13 protein-coding genes are annotated in these 12,813 nt (G+C 61.8%); 7 read left to right on the top strand and 6 right to left on the bottom strand.

The features are described from left to right. Nucleotides 1–20: 20 nt before the first annotated feature. The 5 genes from ACZ5IU_RS02395 to ACZ5IU_RS02375 form a co-directional block, all read right to left on the bottom strand. Nucleotides 21–743: a sugar phosphate nucleotidyltransferase gene (locus tag ACZ5IU_RS02395; RefSeq protein WP_464420149.1), complete on the bottom strand. Its 723-nt coding sequence runs from the start codon at nt 741–743 to the stop codon at nt 21–23. Next, entirely contained in the window at nt 740–1,849 is a 1,110-nt protein-coding gene (gene rfbB / locus ACZ5IU_RS02390) for a dTDP-glucose 4,6-dehydratase (protein ID WP_464420147.1), read from the bottom strand. The genes ACZ5IU_RS02395 and rfbB overlap by 4 nt, the downstream gene beginning before the upstream one ends. A 76-nt stretch (nt 1,850–1,925) precedes the next feature. Next, the gene (locus ACZ5IU_RS02385) at nt 1,926–2,918 is read right to left on the bottom strand and encodes a glycosyltransferase family 10 domain-containing protein (RefSeq protein ID WP_464420145.1); all 993 of its coding nucleotides are present in this window, start codon (nt 2,916–2,918) and stop codon (nt 1,926–1,928) included. Next, a complete protein-coding gene (locus tag ACZ5IU_RS02380) occupies nt 2,915–3,523 on the bottom strand; it encodes a class I SAM-dependent methyltransferase (RefSeq protein ID WP_464420143.1) in 609 nt (202 codons plus the stop codon). The genes ACZ5IU_RS02385 and ACZ5IU_RS02380 overlap by 4 nt, the downstream gene beginning before the upstream one ends. Before the next feature lie 14 nt (nt 3,524–3,537). Then, nucleotides 3,538–4,503, bottom strand: a complete 966-nt coding sequence (locus ACZ5IU_RS02375; RefSeq protein WP_464420141.1) for a hypothetical protein — start codon at nt 4,501–4,503, stop codon at nt 3,538–3,540. Between the two features lie 580 nt (nt 4,504–5,083). On the opposite strand from ACZ5IU_RS02375, the gene ACZ5IU_RS02370 reads away from it, so the two are divergent. From ACZ5IU_RS02370 to ACZ5IU_RS02355, 4 genes are all read left to right on the top strand, one after another. Continuing rightward, nucleotides 5,084–6,616, top strand: a complete 1,533-nt coding sequence (locus tag ACZ5IU_RS02370; protein WP_464420139.1) for an S-layer homology domain-containing protein — start codon at nt 5,084–5,086, stop codon at nt 6,614–6,616. A 143-nt stretch (nt 6,617–6,759) separates the two neighbouring features. After that, the gene (locus tag ACZ5IU_RS02365; RefSeq protein ID WP_464420137.1) at nt 6,760–7,545 is read left to right on the top strand and encodes a hypothetical protein; all 786 of its coding nucleotides are present in this window, start codon (nt 6,760–6,762) and stop codon (nt 7,543–7,545) included. Nucleotides 7,546–7,674: 129 nt separating this feature from the next. Next, the gene (gene pfkA, locus ACZ5IU_RS02360; RefSeq protein ID WP_464421791.1) at nt 7,675–8,634 is read left to right on the top strand and encodes a 6-phosphofructokinase; all 960 of its coding nucleotides are present in this window, start codon (nt 7,675–7,677) and stop codon (nt 8,632–8,634) included. Continuing rightward, nucleotides 8,631–9,554, top strand: coding sequence for a DUF4392 domain-containing protein (locus ACZ5IU_RS02355; protein ID WP_464420135.1), 924 nt, complete (start codon nt 8,631–8,633; stop codon nt 9,552–9,554). The genes pfkA and ACZ5IU_RS02355 overlap by 4 nt, the downstream gene beginning before the upstream one ends. Here the strand turns inward: ACZ5IU_RS02355 and ACZ5IU_RS02350 are convergent. Then, a complete protein-coding gene (locus ACZ5IU_RS02350; protein WP_464420133.1) occupies nt 9,551–10,072 on the bottom strand; it encodes an ECF transporter S component in 522 nt (173 codons plus the stop codon). The genes ACZ5IU_RS02355 and ACZ5IU_RS02350 overlap by 4 nt on opposite strands. 146 nt (nt 10,073–10,218) lie before the next feature. Here ACZ5IU_RS02350 and ACZ5IU_RS02345 point away from each other — a divergent pair, with 146 nt between their 5' ends. The 3 genes from ACZ5IU_RS02345 to rho are packed head-to-tail and all read left to right on the top strand — an operon-like array spanning nt 10,219 to nt 12,790. Further along, nucleotides 10,219–10,668: a hypothetical protein gene (locus ACZ5IU_RS02345; RefSeq protein ID WP_464420131.1), complete on the top strand. Its 450-nt coding sequence runs from the start codon at nt 10,219–10,221 to the stop codon at nt 10,666–10,668. Nucleotides 10,669–10,704: 36 nt separating this feature from the next. After that, on the top strand, nt 10,705–11,361 hold the full coding sequence (fsa, locus tag ACZ5IU_RS02340) for a fructose-6-phosphate aldolase (RefSeq protein ID WP_464420129.1): 657 nt from the start codon (nt 10,705–10,707) through the stop codon (nt 11,359–11,361). Next, on the top strand, nt 11,351–12,790 hold the full coding sequence (rho, locus tag ACZ5IU_RS02335) for a transcription termination factor Rho (RefSeq protein WP_464420127.1): 1,440 nt from the start codon (nt 11,351–11,353) through the stop codon (nt 12,788–12,790). The genes fsa and rho overlap by 11 nt, the downstream gene beginning before the upstream one ends. The last annotated feature ends 23 nt before the right edge of the window (nt 12,791–12,813 follow it).

Raw genomic sequence — 12,813 nt, 5'->3', positions numbered from 1 at the left:
CGGAAACGGCGCGTCGCCTCTTATTGCCGCCGGGGGAAGAAGAGCCTGTTCGCCTCGTGGTACGACTCGAACGTCCCCGTGTCCATCCAGCGGCCGCGCACGAAGTCGTATCGAAGTTCTCCGAGTTCGATGTATCTGTTGTTGATCGTCGTGATCTCGTACTCGCCGCGCGCCGACGGCCGGCTCTCCCGGATGAAGCCGAAGACGCGGCTGTCGTAGATGTAGGCGCCGACGACGGCGAAGTTGCTCTTCGGGTGCTCGGGCTTCTCCTGGATCTCGATGATGTTCCGCTCGTCGAGCGCCGCGATGCCGAAGTGGACGGGTTCGTCCACTTCGGTGAGCATGACGCGGGCCCCGCGTTCGTCCTGTTCGGTCCGGAAGTGGTCGACGAAATAGTCTACGGGGTTCTCGAACATGTTGTCTCCGAGCAGGACGAAAACGCTCTCGCAGCCGACGAACGACTCCGCCCGGCGCAACGCGTCGGCGATCCCCCTGGCCTCGTCCTGGACGCTGTACGACAGGTCGAGCCCGAACTCCGAACCGCTCCCGAGACAGCTCACGATCTGCCCCATGTGTTCCGAACTCGTGACGACGCGGACCTCGTCGACGCCGCACGCCTTCATGTTCCGCAGCGGGTTGTAGATCATCGGTTCGGTCCCGATCGGCAGCAGGTGCTTGTTCAGCGTCTTCGTGAGCGGGTAGAGCCGGGTCCCCTTTCCTCCTGCGAGGATGACTCCCTTCATGCGCGTAGCGCCCCCTTCTCTCCGGAGGCCCCGTCGCCGAGCCCCCGGCGTTCCGTCCCGTCGGAGTGTCGCGACAGGATCGCCGCCACCCAGTCCCCGTTCGTCAGATACCAATCGATCGTCTTCTCCATGCCGCTCTCGAACGTCTCAAGCGGGTTCCACCCCAGATCGTTCCGGATCTTCGTCGCGTCGATCGCGTAGCGCCGGTCGTGCCCCGGACGGTCGGCGACGAACGCGATCTGCTCGCGGCGGCTTCGTCCGTCCGGGCGGGGGCGGAGCCGGTCGAGGATGTCGCAGAGCAGGTGGACGATGTCGATGTTCCGGCGTTCGGACGATCCGCCGATGTTGTAGGTTTCGCCCGTGCGACCGCGCTCCATGGCGGTCAGGAGCGCCCGGCAGTGGTCCTCGACGTAGAGCCAGTCGCGGACGTTCTTCCCGTCGCCGTAGACCGGAAGCGTCTTCCCGTCAAGAGCCCTGAGGATCGTGAGCGGGATGAGTTTCTCGGGGAACTGGCGCGGGCCGTAGTTGTTCGAACAGTTCGTCGTGACCGTCGGGAGGCCGTAGGTGTGATGGTACGCGCGGACGAGGTGGTCCGAAGAGGCCTTCGAGGCCGAGTACGGGGAATTCGGCGCGTAGGGCGTCTCCTCCGTGAAGAGGTCGGTCTCTCCGAGCGAGCCGTAGACCTCGTCCGTCGAGACGTGAAGGAAGCGGAATGCCCGCTTCGCATCGTCGCCGAGGGACGTCCAGTGACGCCGCACGGCTTCGAGCAGCCGGAACGTCCCGACGACGTTCGTCTCGATGAACGCGGCCGGGCCGTCGATCGATCGGTCGACGTGACTCTCGGCGGCGAGGTTGAAGACGCCGTCCGGCCTGTGTTCGTCCAGGAGGCGTCCGACGAGGCCGGAGTCCGCGATGTCGCCCCGGACGAAGAGATGCCCGCCGTTCGGCGCGAGCGCGGGAAGATCTTCCAGCGAGGCGGGGTTGCCCGCATAGGTGAGCGCGTCGAGCGTGACGACCCGGCAGCCGTTCCGGACGAGGAAATGAACCAGGTTGCTGCCGATGAAGCCGGCGCCCCCGGTGACCAGGTACGTTTTGCGTTCGTTCATGAGAGACACTCCTTTACGGCCGTATCGCACCGTGAGCGTACGGACGGTGCGGCGCCCGTTTTGTCAAGAGAGACGGTCAGCGCAGTCCGCCCGCCGGGCCGGACCAGAAACGGCGGATTCTGCCTTTCAACGTGAAGTTCCTCTCCGGCTGAAGCGTTACGGGAATCCGCTCCGTTCCGGACGCGGATGGAAGCCCCCGGAACAGCGAAACGATCGTCGGAAAAAGATTATACCGGTTCAGAACGAGGTCGCGCGCCTCTTCGAGGAGCGGAAGCGCCCGCTCGAACGTCCCCGCAGCGATTGTATCGCGGATCGTTCGCAACGCCTCGCTGGGATTCCCGATATCGATCCGGACGAACGATCCGGTGGGGAAGTACTTCTCGATGTTCGCGCAGCCCCAGTAGAACGGAAACGCCCCGCCGAGGTAGGCGTCGGCGAGTTTTTCCGTCCAGTAGTCCGGGCATTCGGAATTTTCGAGGACGATGTGATAGCGGTAGGGCAGGATGGCGTCCCGCTTGCAGGCGGCTTCCCGGGCGCGGCCCCTGCCGAAGATGTCGAGACCGGGGATTCCGGACCGTTCGAGTTCCGTGACGAATTCGTCCCTCTTCCGGTGACCGTCGCGTTTTCGTTTGGCCGAACAGACGATGGAGATGCTCCGCTCTTTCCTCTCGAAGGGCGAATGTGCAGCGAGCGAATCGTAACACTCGACGAAACGCTCCGCTCCCGAGGCCTCGAAAAAACGTCCGTAGTGCCACGGGAGCGCCTGCTGGTCCCGGATGACCCCCGGGCCGCGGATGTCGTGGCACGTGAGCACGCGGGCGAATTGCGCGATGTACTCCGGGCGGTACGTCTTGATCATCGGGGGCTCCCCCGTGATCAGGAGCGTCCGGTCCGGAGGGCAGAGAGTCGTCGTCTCTTCCGGGACCTCCTCGTACACGACCCACGCGTCGGCCTCGAGCGTTCCGGACCGGTCGACGAGAAAGGACACGCCGTCCCATTCCCCGGACGAGCCGGGAGTCTGCATGACGAGCGGCCAGGACGCGGATGGGGTCGTGAGGCGGACGATCATCGAGGCGGTGTTGAGGGGACGATGCGGATGATGTCCTCGGACACCGAGAACGAAGAACCGCGGAACAGTTGAGCGGCGAGCGCCTCCATCCGCCCGAGTCCGGGATAGGCCGGATCCGTTCCGAAACACCTGGCGTCATCGACAAGGATGACATGGTCCTTTCTCGAATGGCCCGCGATTGCGTGAAATTCGCGGAGGACGGGGGTGTCCTCGGATCCGCGGGCGGTGTCGCCCCGGGAGTAGTGCGCGTCCAGCCAGAAGAGACACCGCTGGTCGCCGGCGATCTCGAGGATGTCGCGAAGGCGGTCGCCGCTGTCTCCCTGAAACAGAAAGACCTTCGGGTCCGATTGGAATCGGGCGCAGGCCTTCCGGTAGAGGTCTTCCCCGAGTTCGATGGAATACAGGCGATCGAAATACGGCCTCACGGCCCGCAGGGTTCGCCCTTCGTACGTTCCGGTTTCGACGAGGACGCGGATTCCGGCTTCCGTGGCGTAGCGGATGATCGTTCCCTGCTTGACGGCGTTCGGGGGCGGAAGGGGACATCCTTCCGACCGCCATCGCAGTCGGACCGCCGTTTCGTGAATGCGCCGCACGACATCGAACATTCGCAGCATCTCCTCTAGGCCCCGTCGATCGGAGGCGTTCCGTTTCCGCGCACTCCCGTTCCGAAAAACAGCGCGACCGATTCCCGAAGTCGCCGCGCACAACGCTTCATGTCTGCGACAAACAAACGCCTCCGCAGGACGCGGCGCAGAGGAAGAGCGGATGTCGCGTCGTTCCAGCGAAGACGCTCCGCGTGCATATATTCCGCGTTGCGGCGTTTCACCTTCAAATACCCGGGAGATGATACCATGATCGCCTCGGCGGCCTCAATCGGAATCGGGTGGTCGTGCCCGGCGGTGTAGAGCGTGGGCCAGCGTTCGGGATCTGCGGGATCCGGCGCGAGCCAGAACGTCGCCGGCAGTCCGTGACGGACCCGCAGGACGCTCACGATCGACTGGTCCTGCCGGTGGGTTGATCTGGAGCCTCCGATGATTCCGGGGTCGGCGGCGTAGCGCATGGCCTCGTCGATGACGGCGCACGCCGGATGGCCGGACAGGTACCCCTGGATTCCCGCGTTGACGAAAAACGCCTCGCGGTATTCCGGGGCTGACGCGTCCATCCCGTCGAGGCATCGCTTCGTCGTGAGGCTGCCGACCCGGGCGAAGGCGTAATCGTACGGACAGACGTTGAAGAGGCATCCGTCGCGTTCGATAGCGCGGAAGAGCGCATCGAGCGGTCGCACCGCCTCCGTGCCCGCGTCGAGCCAGAGAACCGCCCCTCCGGCTGAGTGGAGCGTGTCGTGGATTGCGGCGATTTTCCACGCGAAGAGGTCGGGCTCCAGGGCGTGGGCGCAAAAGCGCGGAACGTCGTGAAGCGTCGTCAGCTCGAGCGTCTCGACGATCCGTCGTTCGACGACGGACAGGCCGAGGTCGTAGACCCGGATGTCGATCCCCTCGGGGTGATGCCGGTGAAGGCTTCCGATGAGATTGACCGCGCTGCCGAAATACCGGCCGTTCGCGGCGGTGCAGATGACGTGATCCATTATGCAGTGGCCTCCTGTGGGTCCGATACGCTCTCCGGAGAGACGTCATGTGGCGTCGGGCCCCCGGACGATGCGTTTGCTCTGTCGCCGCTCCACGGGACAGTATCCCGTTTTTCCGGTTGATTGGCAATTGAATTTCCAATCAGCCGGGGACCGTGGTCATGATTCCGATATTCGGACAGGAGGGCAGTCGATCGAAATCGACCCGTTGCGGGCATTGGTTCGCCGATTTTCGAAAAACCTGCTTGCACGTCGCAAAGGCGTGTAGTATACTCCACGTCGGTTATATGGGGGATAGGGACATACGCAATTTTACATAGAGCCCATCATCCCGCAAGGTTCCTTGACAATATAACCTTGGATCTTGCTTCTGTATCCGCGGGGACTCCCGATGGCGCGAAAGGAGGTGCAACCCCCGAGCCACAAAGGACGAGCGGATTTGGAAGGCGGACCCGAGAACGACAAAGCGACGGGATGCGAGGAAAAAGGAAACGAGGATACTTTTCCCGGACCCCCCGGAGCGGAAGAGTTCGACGGCCGCGAATATATATCATATTTCAACCAAGGGGGTTACACAATAATGAAGAAATTTGCAGTGGTTCTCGCAGTTGTCGCCCTCGCCGCTTTCGCCGTGCCGGCGCTTGCAGCGAACCCGTTCATGGATGTTCCCATGAATCACTGGGCCTATGACGCAATCGGACAGCTTGCCGCGAAGGGCGTCCTTTCCGGCTATCCGGATGGCACCTACAAGGGCAACCAGCCCACGACCCGGTACGAGATGGCTTCCGCCCTCGCCCGCGCTCTGGCCGTCGTCGACATGACCAAGGCCAGCAAGCAGGATGTCGAGATGCTGAAGAAGCTCGTTGTCGAATTCAAGGACGAACTCGACGCCCTCGGCGTCAAGGTCGACAAGATCGACAAGAGAGTCGCCCAGCTCGAGTCCGACATCGGCGGATGGAAGCTGACGGGTTCCTTCCGTATGGACTGGAAGTTCGGCGGCGAAGATGACGGCCAGTATACCACCGGTGATTCCGACATGAACCTGCGGACTCCCAATAACTGGCTCCAGCTCGTCAAGAGGATCGACGACAAGGTGTCCTACCGCGCCCGGCTTCGCCGGACCAACGGCGGCGCCCATGACAGCGGCGACGGCCTCTCCTGGAGAGAGAATTTCATCACCGTCAAGTTCCCGTGGGACATCACGGCCCGCTTCGGTAAGCTGAACTGCATCGACTGGGAAGGCGACGCGGGGCTCTACGAAGGCAACTTCGGCGATGACTCGTGGTTCCTTGACTGGCGTTTCCAGGGCATGGCGTTCGACAAGACCTTCGGAATGGGCGACGCGCATTTCTTCGTTGCCCACGACGATGGCGCCCTTGTCAAAGGCAAGCTGACCGATGTCGAGGCCAACTGGTTCGGCGCCCGCTTCAACTTCAACTTCAACGAGACCTTCCGTCTCGCGGTGAGCGGCATCATGCGGGATGTCCAGAACGACGACAAGACCGTCGCTCCGACGAAGGGCTTCTACGGTGCGGCAGATGTGACGGTGTGGTATGCCGACTTCGCGGTCAACTTCACGAAGGATATCGCCTTCAGAGCCATGTATGCGGGCGAGAAGTGGGACGTCAACGCCGGAATTCTTCTTGGTGGTGATTCGCCCAAGGCGTGGAAGGCCATCGTCGACGTGAAGCAGGACGCGCTCAAGTTCACCAGCCTCTGGCTCGAGTACAGCAAGTGGGATGCGTCCTTCGCTTCCGCGAACACGTTCCTGAACTATGCTGAAGGTCCTGGGTCCGGATTTGACAGCACCGGCGTCATGCCGAAGATGACGGATCCCAGCAGAAACAGCGAGCTGACCTACCTCCACGCTGGCCTCAGCCAGAAGTGGACCGATCAGTGGATGACCTTCGAGCGGTACGTCGCGGTCGACTTCGACAAGGCGAACAACGCTGCGTTCACCGATCTGAAGAGCTACATGCTCGGCGTGCGCTACTACTACACACCGGCCCTGTTCTTCGAGTTCCTCTATGACAAGGTCGACTACGACGAGGTTGCCGGAACCGCGTGGAAAGACGACAATATGTTCCGGTTCCGGACGCAGATCAGCTTCTAGTCTGAATCCGTTCGTTGCAATGAAAGACGGGGGGCCCGGAAGGGCTCTCCGCTTTTTTTTTCGTGGTCTCTTCCCGCCTTCCTGTGGTATCATGACCCGGCAAGGACGACCGTCCCCGCGGGGGGACACGAGGAGGCGGAACAGTGATACGAACAGGCGACGCTTTTTGGGGAAATCTGGTCCGGAGTCGGATGGCCTTGATGGCCTTTTGCGCGGCATTTCTTATGGCGGGCGTTTCCGAGGCGGCGTCCCAGTATCAGGACGTCATGTCGAAGTGGGAGCGCAAGGGCGCCTATACGGAGCAGGGCGAGCTCGGACGTCTCGAGGTGAAGGTGGTCTATTACTCCGGAGAGTATATCGAGGCGCTCCTGAACGAGGAGGCTCGGAAGAACATGTGGACCGCGGACGAACTCGAGCGGTACAAGTACAACCTCCTGAAGACGCTCAACCTCGACGAGACGATCCCGTTCATGGTGGAGTTCAACAATAACGGCCCCTCGATGCACATGGCGCCGTTCAACGAGCAGATCGCGCTCTGGGTCGGAAAAAAGAAGCTGACTCCCGTCGACTACGACAAGCGCTTCAATTTCAAGCTCCAGGGCAAGCGCGAGGGGATGGTTCACTTTCCGAAGTACGACGAGAAGACCGGGAAGTCGAATCTCCAGGGGGCGGCGACGATTCGGCTGACGATGGCCGGCGGAATTCATGGATACCTTAAAGGAGAAATTTCCTATCTCTGGGATGTCACGAAGGACAATCCGCAGCGTCTCTACGAGGGCAAGGCCGCGTCCCGCCTCGAACTCGACCGTCTGATCGCGCGAATCAGGAAACTGTCCGACCAGAAGAAGGAACTCGAAGGCAAGGTCGCTGAAATCGACAGGGAACTTGCGACGATTCAGCAGCGCGTGGACGAACTGCAGAGGCAATGACCTGCGGCGGATTGCGCCGTTTCCGGACCCCCCAAGGGGGGTCCTTTTTTTGTGCGGTTGCGCGGAAGCGCGATGAGGCCGTACAATCACTTTCAGGAACTTCCGGGAGAGGAGGGACGACCCGTGAATCTGAAGCGTATCGCCGTACTGACCAGCGGGGGTGACGCCCCAGGCATGAACGCCGCCATACGGGCAGTGACACGAACCGCAATCTATCGTCGCGTCGAGGTGGTCGGAGTCGTCAAGGGGTTCGAGGGGCTCATGGACGGAAACTTTCAGGAACTGAATCCTGCGTCGGTGGGCGGCATTCTCCATCGGGGCGGAACGATACTCAGGACGGCGCGGAGCGAACGGTTCAAGACGCCCGAAGGCCTCGGAGACGCGGTCGCCCGGATGGAAGAACATCACATTGACGGCGTGGTGATCATCGGAGGCGACGGGTCCTTTCGCGGAGCGCTGACTCTCGCCGCGAAGGGAGTTCCCGTGATCGGCGTTCCGGGCACGATCGACAACGACATCGCCGGAACGGACGAAACGATCGGGTTCGATACGGCGATCAATACGGCGCTCGAAGCCGTCATGAAACTTCGCGATACGGCGAGCAGCCATGACCGGCTCTTCATCGTCGAAGTCATGGGGCGCGATTCGGGGTTTCTGGCGCTCGAAGTCGCCGTGGCGGGAGGCGCGGAATACGTGGTGGTCCCGGAGCTCCGGTTCGATATCGGGAAGCTCTGCGATCGTCTGCACTACTCCCGGCGCCGCGGGAAGACGCACTCCCTGATCATCCTCGCCGAAGGCGCGATGTCCGCCGTCGAACTTCGCGACCGCCTCAGGGATACCGGCGGATACGACGCGCGAATCACCGTACTCGGGTACCTTCAGCGCGGGGGAAGCCCCACTGCCCGGGATGCGATCCTCGCGTCGCGCATGGGGAGCTTCGCCGTCGAGTCAATGCTCGCGGGGGAGAGCGGATCCATGGTCGGATGCGTCAACAACACGATGGACCTCCATCCTCTCGAGCGGGCCTGGAAGGAACGCAAACTCCTGAACCCGGAACTTCTGGACCTCGTGGAAAAGCTGAGCATATGACGACCCGCGGAGAAGAGAGACGTGTCGTCTTTCGGAGTGTGGACGACGCGCCCGGGAGTACGCTGGAATCGCCCGCGGCATTGCCCGGAGGAGTTGCGGAGGCGCTCGTTTCCCTCGTTGCGTCGAACAGGGCCGGACGCGGCTTGTCCTCGCTGTGCGCGCCGTCTTTTTTCGAACGCGCGCTGCCGCTTCTCGAGCGGGCGCGGGATGTCGTCATCGTTACGGGATTTTTCATTCCGGCATGCATGGCTCCCGAGACCGACGGGCCGGGTGGAAGCGTCGTTCTCGGACGGGCGCTGGAGAGACTCGGGAAAAAAGTCCGGATCGTTACGGATGTCCTGTGTTTCGACGCGGTGTCGGCGTGCAGTTCGTCGGTGGGTGGGCCGTCCGTTCTGTCAGTTTCATCGTCCGGGGCGATGTTGACGGACGGGGGCGATCTCCTCGTGTTCATCGAACGTGTCGGGAGGGCGTCGGACGGCCGGTATTACAACATGCGCCGCGAGGATATAACCCGATGGGTCGTCCCGCTCGACGATACGGCCCTGACGGCCTTGGCGCGCGGAATTCCCGTTCTCGGAGTCGGGGATGGGGGGAACGAGGCCGGAATGGGGTATTTTCGCGAGTTATTCCCTTCGGTCCTTCCTGATTTTGCCGAATGTTGCTCCGTCGTCCCGTCGACGTGCGCTCTCCCCGTCGACGTCTCCTCGTGGGGGGCGTACGCGCTTGCGGCTGCGCTATCCGTTCGGAACGGCAGATGGCTCGGGCATACGGATGACGAAGAGATCGCGATGCTCCGCGCAATGTGCGACGCCGGAGCCGTCGACGGCGTTACGCGACGGCGCGACCTCTCGGTGGATCAATTCCCGCGGGACGAGATTCTCGGCGTCGTCCGCGGCATTCGTTCGGTTTGTCCGGATTAACTTCCGGCGCTCTTCCGACAGGACGCCTCTTCCCGGACGATCCCGGGTATTCTGTTCCTGACGATCGGGACGATCACGCGTGCCGCGAGAATGCCGATAGCCGTCTGGATCACGTCCGTTGCGAACTCGACGGGAGCTGCGGGAAGTCCGTAGAGGAGTGCCGCAAGCGACGTGTACCCCGCGATCATGACGATCGCGGCGCATCCGGTGGCGACGAATATCCCGCGATGCGCGAGCGAGCCTGCGACAAATCCTTCGAAGCCCTTGATGAAAAACGTGAACGGTGCCCACAACGGGTATCCGAGCAGGAGGTCGGCCAGGGATGCGCCGACGGCTGCGGAGAGCGCTCCGTATCGTCTGCCGGACACGAGGGCGACCGTGTAGATGACGGCTTCCCCGAAGTTGAAATACACGCGGTATCCCGGTACGGGGACGCTGATCATCGTGGCGACGATAACCGCCGCCGCGGCCAGTGCACCGAGAGCGACTCTTCCGGCGGCGTTCTGATGCGCGTTCATGTTCTCTCCGTCCTTCGAACTCGTATTTGTGCTTTGATTCTATTCATGGTACAGTGTTCTGCGTAGCTCCAGATGACGCATGATTATCCCCTTTCTGGACCGGCGAGTGGCGTTCCGCCTGTACGTTTTCCGGGACGGTATGTATAATGACCAGGAACAGGGTTCTCTTCTTATTTCTTCTCATCGGCGGGATCGTTGTCCTTCTGGCCTCCTGTTTCGTGGGTATCCGACGGGGCGACAGAGGGACCGGAAGCGACGGACTGGTTTTTCATGGTGCGGATATCAGGGATGAAACCCTGCTGCCTCCGAAAGTCCGGAAAGATGTTCCCGTTTTTCCCGGAACCGTGCGGACGCTCTGCGTCAGATTCCGGTACGAGACGCTCGATAACGGTTGCATGGCGCAGCTTCTCTGGCTCCACGGCGGTGTTATCATACGGCGCGAAGAGATCGTCCTCGCTCATGGAGAGGGGACGAAATGTCTGTGTTTGAGTTTTTGTGACGGAATTCCGCTCCCCGCCGGTGGTTACGAGGCGCGGATCGTCACATCCGCCGGGACGAGATGGAGCGGGAATTTCATCGTTTCCGGCGATGTGTAGAGATGTGAAAGAGATTTTTTCGAGGGATGGGATAGATTGGAATTTTTCATCGACACGGCGAATATCGGAGAAATACGAACGGCGGAGTCCTGGGGCGTCATTTCTGGAGTGACCACGAATCCCAGTCTGGTTTCACGGGAGAACGGCGACTTTTTCGAGATGCTCAAATCGATCGCCGGGCTCGTGAATGGCCCGGTCAGTGCCGAAGTGACGGCTCCTTCGGCGGACGGAATGATCGGCGAGGCGAGGCGTCTTGCCTCCATCGCGTCGAATGTCGTCATCAAGATCCCGATGATTCCCGAAGGAATGTCCGTCGTCCGTTCGCTCTCCCGGGATGGGATCCCGACGAACGTGACCCTCGTTTTCTCCCCCCAGCAGGCCTTGCTTGCCGCGCGCGCGGGAGCGACGTACGTCAGCCCCTTTGTCGGTCGACTCGACGATATCGGTGAGGACGGAGTCGGACTCGTGCGGGATATCGCCGAACTGTTTTCGATCCATGATGTGGATACGAGGATCATCGCCGCCAGCATCCGGCATCCCCGGCATGTCTTCGAGTGCGCCCTTGCGGGAGCCGATATCGCCACGGTGCCGTTCAAGGTGCTCGAACAGTGTTTCTTTCACCCTCTGACCGAAAGGGGTCTCGAATCGTTCATGAAAGACTGGAACCGGTACCGCGCGAATCATGGCAGCTAAGAATACTTCCAGGACAGCCCGAGCGGCGGAGAAGAAGGCTCCCGCCGAAATCCGGCAGGAAGAGGCCGTCGCAGTCCGGGAGGAGTCCGTGCAGGAGTCGGGCGCGCCCATAGTCGTCGCCGACGGAGCTTCCGAACAGGATGTTGCCACGCAGTCGGATTCGAGGAACGCTCCCCGTCCGAAGTACTCGTACTCGAAACTCGAACCCAGGGTCCTTGCCGATCTGCGCAAGATCGCGAAGGACATGGGAGTTTCGGGGTTTTCCTCCCTCCGCAAGGATGACCTGATCATCGCGATTCTGAAGGCGCAGGCCGACGCGATGAACTTCCGTTTCGGGGGAGGGACGCTCGAGGTCCTGACCGAAGGGTACGGATTCCTGCGCCCGAAGGGGCTACTCCCGAGCGACAACGACGTTTACGTTTCGTCCTCCCAGATCCGGCGTTTCGGACTTCGGAACGGTGATGTCATCTGGGGATTCGTCCGTCCTCCCAAGGACCAGGAACACTACGAGGCTCTCCTCCGCGTCGAAATGGTCAACTTCTCCGATCCGGAGGCCGCGAGAAAACGCCCCCAGTTCGGCGCGCTCACGCCGGTCTTTCCCGACGAGAAGCTGACGCTCGAAACGGACCCCAGGGAGATCTCCACGCGTCTCGTGGATCTCTTTTCCCCGATCGGCAAAGGACAGAGAGCCCTCGTCGTCTCCCCGCCGAAAGCCGGAAAAACCACGCTCATCAAGCGGATCGCGAACTCCATCACGCAGAACTATCCCGACATCATCCTGATGGTCCTCCTCGTGGACGAACGTCCCGAGGAGGTGACGGATATGGCGCGTTCCGTTGACGGCGAGATTATCGCTTCCACGTTCGACCGTCCCGCCGACGAGCATATCCGCGTGGCGAACCTCGCGCTCGAAAAGGCGAAACGGCTGGTGGAGGTCGGAAAGGACGTTGTGCTCCTCCTCGATTCGATCACGCGGCTCGCCCGCGCCTCGAACCTCGTCGTCCCTCCGTCGGGACGGACGCTCTCCGGCGGCATGGACCCCGCCGCGCTCTACTTCCCGAAGAGATTTTTCGGCGCTGCGCGGAACATCGAGGAAGGAGGCAGCCTCACGATCATCGGAACGGCGCTTGTCGACACGGGCAGCCGTATGGATGACGTGATCTACGAGGAGTTCAAGGGAACTGGAAACATGGAACTTCACCTTTCCCGCAAGCTGGCGGAACAGAGGATCTTCCCCGCGATCGACATCACGAAGTCCGGAACGCGGCGCGAGGAGCTCCTGTTCAGCGAGGAAGATCTCGGCAAGCTCTGGCTTCTCCGGCGCCGCATCGTCAGTGTCGACGAGTCCGCGGCGTTGTCGCTCATCATAGATAAACTGAAGCAGTCTGCAACGAACAGGGAATTTTTCATGTCCATCAAGCTTGCCTAGATCCCCGAAGGAGGTGCCGGACC

It is taken from the genome of Lactivibrio alcoholicus, assembly GCF_055390895.1.
Note: the sequence above shows the minus strand (reverse complement) of the source record. Positions and strands in the feature narration are given on the sequence as shown.